We start from the raw sequence: 19816 nt of genomic DNA on the forward strand, positions 1-19816 counted from the left end.
GCAAAACACGCCAGAGTCTCCTCACCGTAGAAATATGACTGACTTCCACATTCTAATTACGACCTAAAAGTGTTAGCAGTCTCTTGATCGTCTGCCTGTTGCAACTAACAACTAAAGCTAAAATAAAACATGCTACCTCATTTTGGCAACATGTCATCTGTTCCTATTTACAGCAATGCCTCAAATTCAGCGACAGTCATACCTAATTGCTGGCTGGCAACCTCCGAAGTCAGAAGACCTTGACGGACCATATCCAGGAAGGCAAAGATTTTCCCACGCTCCAGTCCCTGTTCAATACCTTCTTCTCGCCCTTTTTCAATCCCCTCTGCACGACCACGTTCTAAGCCCTTTTCCTCAGCTTGTTCCAAGGCATAGTCCTGTGCTAACAAGGCTTGTTCTTCGCGCATACGTAGTTGACTAAACATTTTCCTGTCCTCCTCGGACCAGCTCTTGTAGTCCAGCAGTTGGTCTGCTTGGCTGATGGCTCGCTCGGGGTGCTGGGTAAAGGGTTTATTCCCGAAAAACTCCAACCACGGTTTGCGAATGCTATCTTTGCTGGTTTCTCTGTATTTTCTTAATTCCAAGAACGCCATCTTAACCAAATGGTTTTCTTGTCCATTATTTGTGATAGTTAAAACCTCACCTGTCGTGTCCTCTCGCATACTAAAGCTATGAAAAGCCAAGTCATCTGAGAAGTAGTTGCTATCCACGATTGCGATAGCGTATACTGGTGCGATATGTTTGTAACTCTGGTGTGTATCACCTTCTCGTTGACGAATTTTTTCAAGATTTTGATTGACCTGACTGCACAAATAAGCCCACAGGCGATTGATGAAAAAATTCTGATGATGAACCTGAATTTCGATGATAACTTGCGTACCATTATCCAACTCCGCCAAAACATCTATACTTGTATAGAAATCCTGTGCCGAGTACGGTACGGAAGGCAAGACGTGAATGTTGCTTCCCTCCAAAATGGTCACATTTTTTGCTGGCAAGTCCAACATATCGCGAATAAATTGACAAGTGATTTCTGGATTGCTAAAGATTTTCTTAGCAACCAAGTCATTGGTTGGGCTAATGCCCGGATGACGTACAGTCATGTTTGCTCTCCTTTCATTATAGCACATTTTTTAATCTAATTTACTAGATTTGATGCTTCTATCTATTTATTCGGAAAGGAAATGAATTGTGAAGATATTTTATCTCGTTTCAACTAAAATATGAGCTTGATCAATCAGTTGTCCATCAACAGTCAGATTCAGATAGAAATCCAAGGTCTTATCAGCAGCAAAATACAGGGTTGGTATGGTCAAATCTTTTTTGCTTTCCCCAGCTTGAAACGCAAGGACTTGAATCTCGTCCTGATAGGCGACACCATGCACACCAGTCCCCGGTTGAATCGAAATCTTAGCCTCCAAAGGAGTGTTACATTCGCTACGTTCAACCTTAAAATGAAGAGTCTCTCCCTTTGCTACAGCTAGACTTTTTTCTGCAAATGCTAGTCCCTGAACAACTTCTTGTTTTGATAAGCTAGGAGTTTTATAGAGGGCAATCTTGGTCAATACAGGCATAGATTGTGCCTCTGTAATGACCACGCGCACCTTCTGTGCCTCTACTAACGACCCTCGCAGGAGGCGCTTATGACCAACTGTAAAGCCCATGCCAAATTCCTGCCAGACACCATCTACCTCTACTTGCACATGAAAAGCAGCGATTCGTTGCCCTAGTTTCAAATCTTCTCTTAACTCAATTACATCAAAAGTTTTAGGAGATCCTAAGTCGAGTTCTAACTGAATTGGCAAGTCTGCATCGCTTGCCCAAGAACTGGTCTCAAAGCCGTCTGTCAGATGGTAACAGGCAAAGTCTGCGGAAAGAGCTGGACCAGATACCTCAGATCCCAGAGCCAAATCTTCTTTATAAAGCTCATTGCGATAGACCGCAAATTCATAGAGACGTTCAATATCCTTTGCATCAAAGAGCCCATCTTGATTCGGCGGAATATTGAGCAAGAGTGGAGTTCCCCGACCCACCGAGTGAAAGTAGATTTCGACCAACTCCTCGAGAGACTTAGGATCCTGATCCTCATGGTAGAACCAGCCTGGACGGATGGAAACATCTGCCTCACCGATTGAAAAAATAGTGCCTGAAGAATCTCCATGCTGAAGATAATCCAGCTCTGCTTCTGTTCCTAGTTTGTCAGGATTCACCTTTTGCCACAGTGGATCACCTGCATACCCTCGTTCATTGCCAATCCAGCGGATACTAGTGCCTTCTGTTGAAAAAATCAAGCAATCGCCCTGCAGTTCACGAATGGTTTCAAACCATTTTTCAAATTCATAATTAACCTTTTGAGCCCCCTCTCCTCTGGCACCATCCATCCAGACATCAGCAAATTTCCCTCCATTTCCATAGGCAGGATTTGATAAAATCTCCTTCAGCTGTGCCAGATAATAGGCATTATAGTCCGCTTCTCGGTCCACATGATAGAGGGGACTATGGGCATCCCAGGGTGATAGGTAGACCCCCATATCCATATCAAACTCTGTGGCAGCTTGGGATACTTCAAGGAGCAAGTCCCCCTCTCCATTCCTCCAAGGACTGGCCTTGACCGAATAATCCGTATAAGCCGTCGGATAGAGGACAAAGCCATCATGGTGCTTGACCACCAAAATCAACTTTTTGAAGCCCGTTTCCTTGAGTACGCGAACCCACTCACGCGCGTCTAACTGTGTCGGGTTAAAGCGTTCAGGATCCTCCTGACCTGTCCCCCATTCCTGATTATAAAAAGTATTGGGTCCAAAATGGATAAAGGCTGCTAGTTCATCCTCTAAATAAGCTAGCTGGGCCTGACTAGGCAAGGGGCCATGCGGTTTTATTTCTCTTACCATACTACTTCCTATCTACATTTTTCTTTACTTTTTTGGCATACACTTGCAATTCTGTTAACGCTAGGGGACTGCTCAAGCCTTCAAATCGAAGACGAAGGGCATAAGTTTCCACCTTGTCAAATTCAAAACGAAGCTCCTCATCCTTGTCGCTTGAAACTTTTCGGATAGCTGATACAGGGCGCCAATTCTGCTCTTGCTTGAGCAGGGAATCCTTATCCAAATGATTGGGAGTCCGAGGCAAGCTAGGCTCATTCCCTACATAATAATCGATAAAGGTCGGCTCAACGGCCACATATTCTTGATTTTCAACATAATACAAGGTCAGGTTATCCACAAATCGCGGTTTTAAAATCCCTGCATCTCCAAAAAGAATGCCCACGCTGGCTTGCTCTGACTTGGTAATCCAAGTATTGGCTGTTGATTTTTTCCGAGCAATGACCTTGTCATTGAGGTAAGAGGCTGGGTGATTTGGCTCTGAGTGAGAAGCAAAGACCAGAGGCAGGTTGGACCCTGTCCACTGATTGGAAATAACTCCCCCATCTACACTGACATCTGTCACATGAATGGTGACTGTTGCTGGCAACTCACAGCCCGCTACTTGTCCTGTGAGCACACTTTCTCCTACCTGAGCATAGACTTGAGGTTCGAGTTCATCCCAAGTCACCTTGGCCGTATCTCGTCTACCATCTGATAAGACTAGCTTGACTCGGTCTGGTAAGTGTGGGGCTTCCTTAACAAGCGTCCAAACCTTTTCAGGCTCAATAGCGCAAGTCCCTGGGACACAAACCTGAGCAGAAGCCTTTAAATCCAAACACTCTAGCTGACCAGATACCGTAAATTCATGAAAGCTTTCTATATCTTCTTCCGAGATTGCCTCCCAAACAACCTTGACTCGTTTTGCACTACCTGACTCATAGTCCACCAAGACTGAAGATGGCAGCTGTGGATAAGTCCCCCTATCTGTATACAAGCGAAGTGGTCGTACAGAAAGTGCCTGCCCTAGTGAGGTATTTTCTGCGACCTGCAAATGAGTTTGATAGGTCTTTCCTTGATAAATAGCACTGATAACCAAGTCGCCTGCAGACAAGCAATGAAGCACTCCCTGCTTGATAATGGCGTGGGCACCACCACTCGTCTCCCAAATCACTTCACTATTCCCCACCTTGTTCACAGGGTTATCCACAGTTTGTGGATAAAGTCCAATAGCTGGGGAATCCCCTTCTTGTAATCCTGCCTGCTTGTCCACTCGAATCTCAAATAAGCGCTTAGTTTTCAATGGTTGGGTAGCCAAAGCCTCTCCCACTAAGAGATCAAAACTTGCTGGCTCTAGCCCTCTAGCACTAGCCTTTACTCTGACTAGACCTGCCTGCTCCAAGCTCTGAACTAAGAGGACACCTCTGCCATGAAATGCTTTCCGCTTAAACCGACCATTTTTCTGGGCTTGGTAACGTTCACGACTGGCCTGCCTGCCATTATCCACACCCACAATGCGAGCAGGGCCCTCAATTTTAAAATGAAGCTGATTGGAAGCAGTCGGCACCCAATTTCCATCCTTGTCCAATACATCAAAATAGAGATAAAGGAGGTCTTGCCTATCTGGCTCCAGTTTTGTTTTCTCGGCATGTAACCCGATTTTGTCTGGCTTACCTGCAGTCACCACCCTATCTTCTGCCACAAGCTGACCTTGATGGTTATAGGCCACAGCACGCAATTTTCCTGGTTGATAAGGCAAACGCCATTCGAGATAGAGTTGGTCAGAACCTTCTCCCTCTTGATATTTTCTGCCATCTGAAGTCCATTTCTCCTGAAAGGTCTTCCTACCTTGAGATTTTCCATTGAGAAATAGCTCTACAGAACGGGCATTTGAATACACTCGAACAGGGATATCCCCATACTTATCCACAACTTGTTGATAACTCTTGTGGATTTCCCAATTCCAGTGGGGCAGGATATGAACCATGGGATGCTGATCTAGGTCCAACCACTGACTTTGATAGAGATAATAGTCATTTTTAGGAATCCCTGCTGTATCCACGATCCCAAAATAAGAACTCTTGACAGGTGTGTCATTTTGGTTGTGCCAAGGAGTCGGCTCACCGATATAGTCCACTCCTGTCCAGATAAACTGACCTGCATAGTCTAGCCTATTTCTATCTGCTATCCAAGAAGCCGTCGCCGTCTTCCCCCAAGGAACCCGATCATTGCCATAGTCCGACTGTTCAAAATTCCTCACGCGGCGATTATCCCCAACCCATTCCTTAGCTGGGCGAAAATAGCTATCACGTGTTCGGGTAGCCGATGAGGTTTCAGACCCGTAAAGTCGCCACTTGGGATGTCTTTTACGAATCGCGTCAATATTATCTTCCGAGTAATTTAAGCCCACCACATCCAGCAAATTGGCTATCTTTTCATGACCTCCAGAACCATCTCCGAAGCGGAATTGGTCCATTCCCATAGTCACAAAACGGCTATCATCCACTTCCTTGACCCTTTCTAGCAAGCGTTTGATCGTCTTCAATGAATGGGCATCTCCATTTGCTTCGCTGACTTCATTTCCCAAGGACCACATAAAAATCGCTGGATTGTTCTTGCCACGCTCGATCATAGTGCGCAAATCATAATCTGACCAGAAATCGCCTACTTTCGCTTCTGGATGAGTCGCTTCTTCCTCAAAAAAGCGACCATAGTCATATTCTTTCTTGCCTCCATACCAGGTATCAAAGGCTTCTTCTTGAATAAGTAGCCCCATTTTAGCAGCCACATCCAGCAAAATACTACTGGCTGGATTATGGGTAATTCGAATTGCATTGACACCCATTTCCTTCATCTGGCGCAAGCGTCTCTCAGCAGCTGACCTGTTTTCCACAGATCCCAACGCTCCGTAGTCATGGTGCAGACAAACCCCATGAATCTTCAACCAGCTACCATTTAGAAAGAAGCCCTTATCCGCTTGCCAATCCATATAGCGGTAACCAAAGGTCTCCTCTTCTTCATCAACCAAAATGCCATTTTTATAAAGACGAGTCTTCAATTGGTAAAGGTGAGGGGAATCAATATCCCAAAGCAAGGGTTGGAAAATTGATATGGCTTGTTGGAAAGAATATTTGTCCCCAGACTCAATCACTAGAGAGTCTGTCGCCTGCCAGTCTGACAGCTGTTGTCCATCATACCAGATACTCTGCTCCAAATACACCGACACGGACTGAGGTCCATCATTTGAAACCTTACTTGTAAGCTGAGTCTCCACCCATCTATCTCTTTGTTCCTTTAGCTTGGGACTTTCTATCTTAATTCCATATAAATCCAGATGAACTGCATCTGTAATCAACAATTTTACTTCTCGGTAAATACCGCTACCAGAGTACCAACGACTGCTAGGTTGCTGATTTTCCACAAAAACCGCAAGCTGGTTGGCTGTCCCATCGTTTCTTAGATAAGGGGTGATATTATAAGAAAAGGGTGTATAGCCATTGGGATAATAGCCTAGCACTTGCCCGTTGATATAGACTTGGGCATTCATGTAAACCCCGTCAAACAACAAGCGCACCGATACAAGACTGGCATCTTCTTCCAAGTAAAACTGCGTCCGGTACCAGGCTTGACCCCCGTTTAACTGACCACCCTCATTTTGCGCTGGCGAATAATGGTCAAAATCATTGTAAATACTCCAGTCATGCGGCACTTGAATGGTCTGCCAATTTTCCCTCTGCAAATCCGGCGCCAAGGCCTCTCCTTTCCCTACCTCCTGGCTAAAAAACCAGTGATTTCGTAAAACTTCTTTTCTTCTCATATAAGCATTCCTCTTTAAACAAGTCTATTGACTTGACTATAGCACAAAACAAAAGCGCTTTCAAGATTTCCTCCATCACTCCCTAAATCCTCAGAAAAGATTCTATAATTTGTGGAAAAGTCTGAAAATCACTCCATATTCAAGCAAACTGTAATTTTCAAGAAACAGGGTCAAACCTTACAAGAGAGCAAAAAACACCCCTCTGAATGTTCATTCCAGAGAGATGTCCCTTTTGTCTTAACTATTGTAAATCGACTGTCTAAAGTCATCTGAATCTTTGAGATAAGCTTTATAAATCGCTTTTTTCAGTTTTTGAACGGGTGTTTCGATAAACTCAAACTTTTTAGCCGTGGTATTTCCTGCTTTTATTTGAGCAAGTTCTTCTTTAACAGCTTTATTCATAAGCTCTTGTAATTTTTCTTTACTATCAATCACTTCTTCTTTTCCGTTGTAATTTATAGTAATTAGTTTTAACTTACCTAATTTCTCAACACGCTCAGTTATTTGCTCTTTTTTGAAAGCTGCGTAAGATTTTCCTAAAATGTTATTGAAAATGTAAGTATCAGATAGAGGCTTGTTCTCAGACTCTGCTGCTTGCTTGTATTGATTTGACACATAAGGAACAAATCCTTCATAATAGCCCAAAGCAGCCATCAATTCAAAAGCTTGTTTTCTAAAGGTGATGTCCCCACTCATACCAGTGTCATTTTGACTAACACCATAAATGGTATCAAACATATCCACTAAATAATACCCATTAGCTTCAATAACACCTTTATCAGTAAATCCTTTTATAATGTAACGATTCACTAAAATGTTATTGTCAATTAAACTATTGATATCCGTTAGTTTTTCCGCTTCTGCCAGTGTGATTTCTGAGATTTTTTCACTCTTGTGCGTAGCTTGAACTGCTGGATTTGTGTATGTTACGGGTGTTCTAGTCCCAGTTGAAGTAATCGGAGTTATTTTCTTGAAGTATTTAGTTTTATCTGCCGCTGAAAGTTGTTTTGTTGCTTCCGCTTCTAAATAATCTAGACTATATAACACATCAAAACTTCCATGCATATAAGATTTCAAATCTGCATCCGTCTTAAATCTATCTGGTGTTTTGTTGTAGAAGCCATTTTTCTTACTTTCATCGTAAACGAAGTTTAAGTTGAAATATGTATCTTTTTCTGGTGTGTAAGAATTTTCGAAGATTCCTCTAGCATAAAACTCTGCCGCTGTACCATCTCGACGACCATGATTATTAAACAGTACTGTTCTGTCTAATAAATGCGTCATTTCGTGAGAGTAAGTCGCTGAACCTCTATCATCAAGAACTCTATCTATAAAGTAACGGACACCCACTCCATTGGCTTCTGCACCTACATTTTGCGATGGCGAGTACATTCCTAAAGGTGTCATGAAGTCTTTAACCCCTTTATCCGCTGTTGGTCCTGATTCTTTAGACCATGTTGTCGCTATTCCAGCAGACGTATTCGTCGTATATTTCTTCATCGTATCTACAATTACTCTATTTGTAATTAGTTTCGGACGATTTTCTTCTTTTGTAATTCTGTATAAAGTGTCAACATAATTAGCCTGTCTTGTGGCTGTTAGTTCTATCAATACTTTAACTTTTTCTAATTCTTCTTTATACTTAACTGGATTCGTTTTCTCTAAAGAAGTATCCATATACGTTCCGATGTTTCCGTAGGTTACCGTCGCTATGTTAGTTATAGCATACACGCTTGGTTCTTTAATATTTACCAAACCTAATAATGTAGCTACATTTTGTTGTCTTCTACTTTCTATTTGACGATTTTCAGCTCCATATTTCTCAGGAGGAGTAGTTAATTTTGTATATAAGTCTACTTTTTCATCAGGTTTTTCTTTCGAAGCTTTTTCAACTACGATAGCTTTAGTCGCTTTCTTCAACCACGTATCGCCATCCATATTAGTGAATGTAGTTCTATTGTAATCTAGGAAATCTAATAATGTTAGTTTATCTGTAATTTTACCAAAGTATTTCTCAAATGTTTTTGGACTATTGGTTAATCTTAATTCATCATAACTCATAGACCCAAGGTGTGTTAACCAATCTAAAGAAGTAAGGTCTTTTTTACCGAACGAACTTGGATTATAAGCTAGAATATCACGGATGTTGGTATCTCCAAAATCAATATTATAAAAACGATTGATATAGGATAACCCTAGTAATATTTTCTCTTTATTAGCTTCAATATCACCTTTTACTTTTTCTCTATTTTGTTGATTGTCACCTAAAATACTCAAGGTGTGCGCCGCAACTTTTTTCAAACTAGCTTCTAAATCGTTTTTAGTCGCATCAAGTGTTTCTTTAATCGATAATTTTTCAAGATATTCTTTTCGTAGAATTTCTTTTACTTCAGACTCTGTTATATTTGGATTAGTTTTTCGTAATTCGTTTCGTTTTAAGAAGAAATCTCGATTTATTTCTATGTCTGATGGAGCTAACTGTGATTTTAATTTTTCGTTTGTCAATAAATCTATAGACTTCATTTCAGTACTTGCTTGAGTTACATTCACCGCATTTTCTAACTCACTATTTTCTGGCAGTAAATGCGGTTTGTCTTCTTTAGTACCAACCAAAATTACTTTTTGGCGCATAGCTTTAGTTACTTCAGTTTTCTCAGTTGAATTTGTTAACTCTCCTGTCTCAGAATTAACTTCATAAGTTTTAGTGACGGTTGTTTCCCCTTGCTCGCCTTCACTTTGAACCTCTTCTTTTCCTTTCGGAAGTTCAGGATCATCTTTTCTTTCCTCAGTAATATCAATAGGTGACACTATCTTTTCTACGTTTCCAACTTTTACTATTTTGTCTTTAGCTGGAGTGTTTTCTGTTGTAGTTTCTTCTGAGATAGCTCCTGTTTCTTGATTTACTGTGTATTTTGTAGTTGATACTGTACGCCCTTTTTCACCCGGTGTTTCTTCTATTTTCTGATTGTAATCTAACGCTGGATTTGCTTCATAAACTGTTTTAAAAGGAATTTCTTGTGATTGAACTGTTGGTTTTGTTCCTACTGCCGTTATTTTCGCCTGCATTGGCTTAGCGACTTTTGTCGTTACAGCTGGCTCCGTCAAGTCTCCTGTTTGTTCATTTACTTTGTAGACTTTTATTGTTGTCGCTTCTTCATCTTGACCTTGTTCTCTAACTACTTTAACCCCTTTATCAAGTGACTCATCCGCAACAAACTGTTCGCGTCTTTTGACTGTTGATCTTGTTTCTTCTACATTTCCAACCTTAATAACTCTATCTACTGGATGTTTTTCTATCTTTGTTGAAGTGTTTTCTACTATTTTCCCAGTACTTTCATTAAAACTGTAAGAAGTAGTTGTCACTTCCTTACCATTTTCACCTGCTACTTCTACTTGTTGCTCTTGGTAATTTAAAGCTGGCGATGCTGTATAGATTGTTTTATAGTCCAGTACTTTTTCTTTCGTTACTGGACTTGGGACAGTTGGTTGCTCTTGGGGAGCTAAGGGTTCAGGCTGAACAGCTGATTCTGGTTCGTTTCCTTGACTTGGCTTGACCTCTGCAGATGAAGGCGTTTGTTCTGGTTGTTTTTGGGGTTCTTGTGGGGCAGACTCACCAGTATCTTTTACCCCCTCAACTGGATTCTCCAGCTGGTTCTCCTCACCCTTTTGTTCCGCAGAAGATTGATCTTCTTCGCGTCCTGATTCCACGGCTGGGCTTGCTGGCTCAGAATCTTTGGTCTCAGCAGTTTCTTTAGATGGTGGCTGGGACTCAGTACCTTGTGGGGCAAGAGTTTGATTTTCCTCGCCCCCTGATTCCATGACTGAGGTTGCTGGATCTGGTTGCTTCGGCTCGGCTTCGGGTTTGTCAGGTATTTGTTTCTCGCCCGATGTTGCTTCTGTACCCGGCGTTTCTTCTGCTCCTGGTCTTGGTTGTCCTATTCCATCAGCTGGTTTTGTCTCTGTTTCATTCTCTACTATTGGAGTTTTTTCAGATTGAACTGGTCTACCTTCCTCAGATTTTGGTGCAACTTCTTCCTTAGTCCCAACTGCAACCACCTTGTCCACCGGCTCTTTTGTAATTATATTTTCTATAACTTTACTAGATTTTTCCCCATTAACGATAGTGACTTCCGTATAGATGGTGCGTTCACCAACAACACCGTCTTGAACAACTTTAGTTTGCCCTTTAGCTAAGCTTGCATCTTCTTGTTCTATCGTTTGGAAAGCAACCTCCTCTGTAGTGACTAGCAATTCTGGTTTCTCTACTGTGGCATTTAACACACCTTCCTCAGGACTTGTTTTATAATCACTATTATTTTCTGCTTTTGGTTGTTCTACTTGGGGATTTCCTGCAACTTCTTCCTTAGTCCCTATGGGCAAAATTTCATCAGGAGCTTGTTTGCTTACAGGAGCTTCAACAATTTTCTCAACTGCGTAGGATGGTTGAGGAGATTGCACAAGGTCTTCAGTCGAGCTAAAATGAGATGTAGTCTGTGGTACAATCTTCTTAAATTGAGGTTCTGAACTTTCCTCCTTTTGAGATAATGCTGGCGACTCTATCTTATCAACAGAAAGTTCCTTGCTAGCACTATCTCTTACCAAATAATATCCCGTAAATTCATATCCTTGGACTCTTTCAGGACTTGGTAAAAACTGACCTTCTACCCTTTTAACAAGGGCTGGTTGCAATTCTACCAGATTTTCTAAAGCAGAGATGGATGCTCCCCAGCCACCAACAGCAAAGACGGTCACAAGGAAGTAAGACGCTCCCCTTTTTCTCTTGATTAAAGTAAAGGAAAGCAATAATAATCCTGCTCCCAAGATAAACATCCCATCATTAGAAAAAAGACCTGTTTCTGGTAATCTTGTAGCCAATTTTCGATAGATAAAGTAGTATTCTTTTCCCTCTTTTACCTCAATCTTATTTTCTTCAAACCATTGCAACTCAGATTTCAGCTTTTCAGATAAATCCTGCTCATCCAAATAATGACTTGAAATTAGTTTTGAACTCGTTTCGGTAGCCTGTACAGGTTGAGCACTCATACCAGCAAAAAATAGACTCGTTCCTAGCAAGACTGAACAAGCTCCTATTGCATATTTCCTCAAAGAAAAACGCTGCTTTCTCTCAAATTGAAATTCTTTCATCCCATCTCCCATCATTCATTATTACTGTATATTTAGTATATCAGAAATAGTCTATATTCACAAATCTTTCTAGTTATTCCCTTATCATTCCTAATTAAAGTAGACAATATACAATAATTTTTAGTTAAATGTATATCAATGTTCTTTGTTTTTCTTAACAAACGTAATACAAAAAGAGCCTGTTGCCAAGCTCTTTAATCTATTATTTCTTTTCAGCGCGAAGGGCTGACAAGATTTGTGTACGGATATCATCTACACCATTTGGAGTATTTGGTAAAAAGATGGTTTGATTTCCTTTTGCAGCAAAGGTGTTCAAGGTATCCAAATACTGGTTGGTCAAGAGGATTGACATGATTTGTTCTTCTGTCATACCAACATTGGCTTCCTTGAGTTCGGTGATAGACTCTGCCAATCCATCCACAATCGCCTTACGTTGTTGGGCAATCCCCACACCATGAAGGCGGTCTTTTTCTGCTTCGGCTTCAGCTGCAGTGACAATTTTAATCTTATCGGCTTCTGCCAATTCTTGCGCTGCGACCCGCTTACGTTGCGCTGCATTGATTTCATTCATGGATTGCTTGACTTCTGCGTCTGGTTCAACCTTAGTAATCAAGGTTTTCACGATAATATAACCATAAGTAGTCATTTCTTCTGCTACTTGGTGTTGAACTTCAAGGGCAATCTCATCTTTTTTCTCAAACAATTCATCCAAGGTTAATTTTGGAACAGAAGAACGAAGGGCATCTTCGATATAAGATTTAATCTGAGATTCTGGACGCATGAGTTTATAGTAGGCATCTGTCACGCTCTGCTCGTTGACACGGTACTGAGTCGCTACATTCATCATAACGAACACATTGTCCTTGGTCTTGGTCTCAACCACAATATCGCTTTGCAGCAAGCGCAACTGAATGCGTGCTGCAATCGAGTCAATCCCAAAAGGTAAGCGAATATGAATACCGCTATTGGCAACCTTTTGGTATTTCCCAAAGCGTTCAATAATCGCCACCGACTGCTGACGAACCACATAAACTGTACTCAGTGTGACTATCAGCAATAGGAGCACACAAACAATCAGAAAAATCATGAAAAATATTGCCATAATGGAACCTCCACAAGTATTTTTCTAGTATTATAGCACATTTAAAGAAGGCTGTGCCGTTTTTACTGCGATTTTTCCTGAAATGTCAATAATTAGAGGTGAATTGTCACATTGTCGTCTAATCTCTTGCTAAAATAACTGGTAAGAAATTAGGTGCACCATGCCAGTTCTTTCTAGACCACCCTTATTTCGATTTTAAACAATTAAGAGTCAAACTGGAAACAGACAGATATTGAGCTAATGTAAATCTGTTTGTGACAAATGTTTTTAATATAATGTTTTATCCCTCAAGTTAATGAAGGAAGTTGTTATATATAGCAATTTTACTCACAATGTAAGTTAGTTTTAATATACAAGCTACCATACTTCAAGAATTAAGCAATGTTGATGATATAAATTTATTGTGGTATACTATTTTTGTCATCGGTTACCGATTACGTTCCTATGGGTTCGTGAGAGGAGGTAAAACTAATGAGCCTTATCATAGAGCTCGCTCTTACTATTATAGCGGATGTCATCGCAGGAATTATCCTGTATTTCGTCTGCAGATGGCTAGATAGTAAGGAGTAGACCGAGTGACTAGCCTATCAACACCCGTTAAAATCGCTAAGATACGTCAAAAAAGCCCTTAACTACGGCCATAGTTAGGGGCTTTGGTGTTCTAATGAACCTTACCAATTGACTATATTCTAGCATATAAGTCCTAATATTTCAAGCATTAAGTAAGGTTGATGGTCTAAATTTATTGTGGTATACTATTTTGGTCATCGGTTACCGATTACGTTCCTATGAGTTCGTGAGAGGAGGTGAAACTAATGAGCCTTATCATAGAGCTCGCTCTTACTATTGTAGCGGATGTTATAGCTGGAATTATCTTGTATTTCGTCTGCAGATGGCTAGATAGTAAGGAGTAGACCGACTGACTAGCCTATCAACACCCGTTAAATCGCTAAGATACGTCAAAAAAGCCCTTAACTACGGCAATAGTTAAGGGCTTTGGTGTTCTAATGAACCTTATCAATTAACTATATTCTAGCATATAAGCCCAGATATTTCAAGAGTTTTATTTATTTTTTAAGTTCCCTTAGATATCTGAAAGGTCTAAAGTGAAACGGAATAAGTAATGTCTAATCCCTTTAAAAGACTCACAAAAACATCATTGCAGTGAACTGCACTCCAATAGTTCAAGAATTAAGCAATGTTGTTGATATAAATTTATTGTGGTATACTATTTTTGTCATCGGTTACCGATTACGTTCCTTGCGGTTCGTGAGAGGAGGTGAAACTAATGAGCCTTATACCTGAGCTTGCTCTTACTATTATAGCGGATGTTATAGCTGGAATTATCTTGTATTTCGTCTGCAAATGGCTAGATGGTAAGAAGTAGACCGAATGACTAGCCTATCAACACCCGTTAAATCGCTAAGATACGTCAAAAAAGCCCTTAACTATGGCACTAGTTAGGGGCTTTGGTGTTCTAATGAACCTTATACACTAATTACATTATAGCATATAAGTCCTAATATTTCAAGCATTAAGCAATGTTGATGATCTAAATTTAATGTGATATACTATTTTTGTCATCGGTTACCGATTACGTTCCTTACGGTTCGTGAGAGGAGGTGAAACTAATGAACCTTGCCCCAGAGCTCGTTCTTACTATTGTAGCGGACGTCATAGCAGGAATTATCTTGTATTTCGTCTGCAAATGGCTAGATGGTAGGAAGTAGACCGAATGACTAGCCTGTAAACACCCGTTAAATCGCTAAAATACGTCAAAAAATCCCTTAACTACTGCAATAGTTAAGGGATTTGGTGTTCTAATGAACCTTGCCTATCGATTTTATTCTAACATACAGGTCCAGATATTTCAAGAGTTTTATTTATTATTTAAAATTCCTTAGTTCTGAAAGGTATTTGATTTTTCATCAATTCATTTAAAAATACTATACAAATTTCTTACATTTTCCATAAGTGTGATATAATGGACTCAATAAGATAACTTGTGAAGGATAAACGCTGGGTCCCAGAATGGGGTAGACTGAAAGGTTGAGCATTCCTATGTGCCTGGGGTTATCTTTTTATTTTGATTTTTTTAAGGCTCTCTACAAAGTTTAGAGGGTCTTTTTCTATTCCTATAGAATATACCAAAACACCCCTTAACTATCGCACTAGTTAAGGGCTTTGATGTTCTAATGAACCTTATCCATTAAAATCATTCTAACATACAGACCCCGATATTTCAAGAGTTTTATTTATTGTTTAAAGTTCTGAAAGGTCTATAATGCAGTTAGCTATCTAGTACCCAAAAACCGACTAGCTCTTATGAACTAGTCGGTTTCTCATCAATGCGCCAACATTTCTTGGGCAATTTCTTGGCCAGATAGGTTATCTGGGTAGTAGGTTGGCCAGTTGTCCATTTCTTCAAAGAGGGCTTCTTGGCTTGTGCCTCCAAAGAAAATATGGAAATGTTCTGCCTTAACTGGGGCGATATTGTGGTCACTAAACTGAACATACTTGAACTGTCCAGCGTCCGCATCCGTTGCTTCAAAGAGGAAGCGCACGCCACGATTGCCTTTCTTGTAAGTCAAGATTTTCTTACCCACATACTTGTAAGTGTATTTCTTGCTTTGTCCACCTTGAACAAATTCCATAGTATTATCAGTAATGTTAATCTTAGTGACATCTGTCTGATAGCCTTTTGTATAGTAGGCCTTGTACTCTGCCTGAGTCATCTTACCAGTCAACTTAGCCTTGTAGTCAAAGACTTGGTCAAACGTACCATCTTCAAGGAAAGGATAAACTGATTGCCAGTTACCTGCATAGTCACTCAAAGTGCGGTCCTTGACGTCTGCATCCTCAAAGTAACCATTTTGAACTGTCTTGGTATCCTCTGCCTTTTCAGGTTCGATAGCTGGACCTTCTTGGTCTGTTGTTTGTTTTAGAGCCTTGAGGTTTTTCTCCATGATAGAGATGTAATTTTCTCCCGCCTTGGTGTCCTCTTCTGTCAGACTTTCTAAAGGATTAAGGACATCTGTTTTGACACCTGCCTCTTTTGAAAGTGTGTTAGCAAGGGCTTGTGAGGCATTTTCTTCAAAGTAGATATAGGCGATTTTATTTTTCTTGACGTACTCTGTCAATTCTGCCAGACGTGCAGCTGATGGCTCTGCATCTGGAGAAAGTCCTGAGATAGCGACTTGTTTGAGCCCATAGTCTAAAGCGAGATAGTTAAAGGCTGCGTGTTGCGTTACAAAGCTCTTTTGTTTGGCTTGAGACAAGCCTTCTGCATAAGCCTTATCCAAGGCTTGTAATTTTTCGATATAGGCAGCAGCATTCTTCTCAAAGGTCTCTTTTTTATCAGGATAATCTGCTGACAAGCTATCACGGATGTGCTCTACAAGTTTAATGGCACGAACTGGTGATAACCAAACATGGGGGTCAAACTCATGGTGATGGCCTTCTTCGCCATGGTCATGGTCTCCCTCTTCTTCCTCACCACCTGGCAAGAGCAACATATCACCTGTCGCCTTGATGGTTTTCACTTTTTTCTTATCCAAAGTATCTAGCAATTTAGGAACCCAAGTTTCCATGTTTTCATTTTCATAGACAAAGGTATCTGCATCTTGGATTTTGGCAACTGCCTTGGCAGACGGTTCATATTCATGGGGTTCTGTACCAGCACCGATGAGAAGTTCTACATTAGAAGTATCTCCTGCTACTTGCTTGGTAAATTCATAGACAGGGTAAAAGGTTGTCACGATATTGAGTTTGCCATCTGCTTGCTTTTGATTGGAACAAGCCACTAAAAACAAGGCACATAGACTGGCTAGTAATAAGCTAATTTTTTTCATCTTAGTCTCCTATTTGATAAAACGTCTTACTAAACTGATTAGTAAAAAGACAGTTACAAAAATAATGGTAATACTTGCACTTGCAGGTGTTTCTGCATAGTAGGAAATGTAAAGTCCTGCTACCATTCCCAAAAATCCAATAGCACTGGCAAGCAGCATAACCGATTTAAAGTTTTTCCCCAGACGCAGGGCAATACTAGCTGGTAAGACCATGATAGTCGATACCAAAAGAGCTCCTGCAGCAGGAATCATAAGGGCAATGGCCACCCCTGTCACCATGTTAAAAAGAATGGACATGGTACGAACAGGCAAGCCATCCACAAAGGCCGTATCCTCATCAAAGGTCAGGATATACATTGGACGAAGGAAGAGGAAGGTCAAAATCAAGACAACCGCTGCAATGACAAAGAGGGAAATAACCTGCTCCTCACTGATAGTCACGATTGAACCAAAAAGATACTGGTCCAAACTCATAGAACTCGAGCTTTTACCCTTGCTCATAACAATCAGAGAAACAGCCAGACCTGTTGACATGAGGATAGCTGTCCCGATTTCCATAAAACTCTTATAAACCGTACGGAGATACTCCAGAAAGATCGCCGCAATCAAGACAATGGCAATAGTAGAAATAGTTGGAGAAATCCCTAGTACCAGACCAAAGGCTACACCTGAAAGCGAGACGTGGCTGAGGGTATCACTCATCAAACTCTGACGGCGCAAGATAAGGAAGGTCCCCAATACTGGCGAGAAAAGACTCATGGCAATAACGGCCAGAAAGGCACGTTGCATAAAGTCATAAGATAACAAACTAAGCATGGCCCACCTCCTGATCATTCTCATGAACGTTGAAACAACGCCATGGCGAGTCTTGGTTACGGACTAGATGAATATTGCGGTCCGCATAGTCCTTAACTTCTTCAGGGTCATGGGTAATCATCAAAACAGCCTTGCCATGATGATGGGCGCTGTGGTGCATGAGTTCGTAAAATTCGTTTTTACTTCCTGCATCCATCCCCGTTGTCGGCTCATCTAGGATAAACACATCTGGATCCGAAGCAAACATACGCGCAATCACCGCTCGCTGCTTTTGTCCTCCAGATAGAGACCCTAAGCGTTTGTCTCGGTGTTCCCACATACCAACTGAGTCCAAACTAGCCTTGATATGCTCCTCATCATGAGCATTCAAACGACGGAACCAACCCTTTCGTGGATAGCGACCGGACTTGACAAATTCATAAACCGTACTTGGAAAACCAGCATTAAAACTGGCAATCTGTTGAGGAAGGTAGGCTATTCTCAATTTCTTACCCTGCGTATTTGTCTTTGAAATGGTCACCTTTCCAATGCGTGGTTGGAGAATTCCAAGACTGGCCTTAATCAGTGTCGTCTTAGCTGCCCCATTCTCCCCCGTCAAGGTAACAAATTCCCCACTATCAACACTATAATTGATATGTTCAAGAACGGGCTCCTTATCATAATAGAAGGATAAATCCTCTACCGTAATATATCTCATTATTTGATTTCTCCTACTAAAGCAGTCAAAAACCGCTGGATCACTTTTTGTTCATTTGGAGTAAACTGAGTCGCCACTTGTTCATAGGTTAAAAGTGTATGCTCATGGTGATGATGATGCTCCTCAGCGATTGGACGAGCCAAATCAGTCAACTGATAAAAAATCACACGCGCATCCTTAGGATCTTTAGACGTTTCCAACATCCCTTCCTTGACCAAAGACTTAATGGCCTTGGTAACTGCTGCCTGACTGACATTGAGACGACGCGCCAACTCTGAATTGGTTAAAGATTCCTCTGACAAGAGCATGAGAATATGCTCCTGAGTATTGGTCAGAGCCACCTCGCTAGTGCAATGACCTATTAGGATTTCATGCTGATTTTCTGCCTGTAAAATCACCTCATTCAAAAAGCCATCGATATCCTTCGCTAGCTGTCTCATATCTGACTCCTTTCCTTTTGAACTTCTCTTTTTAAGAGAAAAATACTATTCTTTGACATTTTGTTTACCAGTTAATTATATCACAAGCAAAAAAAGAGTCAAGAAAAAACGTAAAAATCGGCTTCATTCTTGAACTCTTCATAGGATGGTCAATCTTTGTGCGCAAGTTTATTATAGTAACAATGAGGCATTTTATCTTATTTTCTTACCTAGGTAGTGGCGTTGTAACAAAGTCTCCACGACTTCAAAATCCAACTCATCATCGATATCATAAGAATAGAGCTTTGGCATTTCATAAGCTACTGTCTTATCTGTATAAAAGCTCTCATCCCGTAGGTAAAGACTCTTACGAGAAATCCAAATACTTCCGTTGGGATAGTAGTAAAGAGGCTCTTTCTGACGAGCATAGTGCTTGGAAACTTGAAGTGGACGGATAAATGGCGACTCTTCCAACTGCAAGTAAAGACTACGACTCTTGTCTGCCTTGACACAGGAAATCAAATGATCTGCTCCAGACTTGCAGTAGAGTTGATAGGATTCGGTAAGGTGATCTACCTCTCTCAAGGGTGAAGTCACCTGTAAATTAACGAATACTTGATTCTCTTCAAAGGGTTGTAAAAAATCGCATAAAGTTGCTAGACTAGAGGTTGTTGACAAGGCCAGTTCTTTTGGTCTGTGGACACAGCAAATCTCTGGATAGACTTGACGACAGAGTTCCAGATAGGTGGGAGAATCTGACGATACCCATATTTCACTAAATAACTTGGAGGCTAGAGCGACCTCTATCGTATAGAAAACCAAGGGTTTGCCTGCAAGTGATTTAATATTTTTATCCACTAAGCATCGAGATCCAGAACGAATCAGAATAATGGCTATCGGTTTAGATTTTTCTTTCATCTAACCTTCCTAGAAATAAGATAAAAACGGATAGAGTAATGATAGGATTAGCAACACTTTTCAATCACCTTATTACAACACCAAATCAGAAAATACTAACAATCTCATCAAGCACAAGTCCTCTTATTTTATCCCTCTTAACATAAAAAGTGGAGAAGACAGTGATTGTCCTCTCCAAATTTTAGCT

10 protein-coding genes are annotated in these 19816 nt (G+C 40.8%); all 10 read right to left on the reverse strand.

Annotated features, from left to right (window positions below; all coding sequences use genetic code 11):
• Positions 1-167: 167 nt before the first annotated feature.
• The 10 genes from HT685_RS06950 to HT685_RS07000 all read right to left on the reverse strand — a co-directional run bounded on the left by HT685_RS06950 (position 168) and on the right by HT685_RS07000 (position 19629).
• Positions 168-1103, reverse strand: a complete 936-nt coding sequence (locus tag HT685_RS06950) for an Rpn family recombination-promoting nuclease/putative transposase (protein WP_173224966.1) — start codon at positions 1101-1103, stop codon at positions 168-170.
• A gap of 99 nt (positions 1104-1202) precedes the next feature.
• Positions 1203-2891: an alpha-L-fucosidase gene (locus HT685_RS06955; protein ID WP_173278998.1), complete on the reverse strand. Its 1689-nt coding sequence runs from the start codon at positions 2889-2891 to the stop codon at positions 1203-1205.
• A 1-nt stretch (position 2892) separates the two neighbouring features.
• A complete protein-coding gene (locus HT685_RS06960; protein ID WP_173251447.1) occupies positions 2893-6681 on the reverse strand; it encodes a sugar-binding domain-containing protein in 3789 nt (1262 codons plus the stop codon).
• A 237-nt stretch (positions 6682-6918) separates the two neighbouring features.
• Positions 6919-11826: a ZmpA/ZmpB/ZmpC family metallo-endopeptidase gene (locus tag HT685_RS06965; protein ID WP_173224958.1), complete on the reverse strand. Its 4908-nt coding sequence runs from the start codon at positions 11824-11826 to the stop codon at positions 6919-6921.
• Positions 11827-12028: 202 nt separating this feature from the next.
• Positions 12029-12913: an SPFH domain-containing protein gene (locus HT685_RS06970; protein ID WP_050390559.1), complete on the reverse strand. Its 885-nt coding sequence runs from the start codon at positions 12911-12913 to the stop codon at positions 12029-12031.
• Positions 12914-15273: 2360 nt separating this feature from the next.
• Complete coding sequence (gene adcA / locus HT685_RS06975; protein ID WP_173224956.1) at positions 15274-16779, reverse strand: zinc ABC transporter substrate-binding lipoprotein AdcA; 1506 nt, start codon at positions 16777-16779, stop codon at positions 15274-15276.
• Positions 16780-16788: 9 nt separating this feature from the next.
• Positions 16789-17595 carry a metal ABC transporter permease gene (locus tag HT685_RS06980; RefSeq protein ID WP_049535472.1) on the reverse strand — a complete coding sequence of 269 codons (807 nt, stop codon included), beginning with the start codon at positions 17593-17595 and terminating at the stop codon, positions 16789-16791.
• Positions 17588-18292 (reverse strand): metal ABC transporter ATP-binding protein, encoded by a 705-nt coding sequence (locus HT685_RS06985; RefSeq protein ID WP_001269496.1) that lies wholly within the window; start codon positions 18290-18292, stop codon positions 17588-17590. Before HT685_RS06985 ends, HT685_RS06980 begins: the two co-directional genes overlap by 8 nt.
• Positions 18292-18732 carry a zinc-dependent transcriptional regulator AdcR gene (gene adcR, locus HT685_RS06990; protein ID WP_001249314.1) on the reverse strand — a complete coding sequence of 147 codons (441 nt, stop codon included), beginning with the start codon at positions 18730-18732 and terminating at the stop codon, positions 18292-18294. Before adcR ends, HT685_RS06985 begins: the two co-directional genes overlap by 1 nt.
• A 192-nt stretch (positions 18733-18924) precedes the next feature.
• Positions 18925-19629 carry an acylneuraminate cytidylyltransferase family protein gene (locus tag HT685_RS07000; RefSeq protein ID WP_173251449.1) on the reverse strand — a complete coding sequence of 235 codons (705 nt, stop codon included), beginning with the start codon at positions 19627-19629 and terminating at the stop codon, positions 18925-18927.
• Between the last annotated feature and the right edge of the window lie 187 nt (positions 19630-19816).

This window comes from Streptococcus sp. 5004 (assembly GCF_013276755.1).
Lineage (GTDB): Bacteria > Bacillota > Bacilli > Lactobacillales > Streptococcaceae > Streptococcus.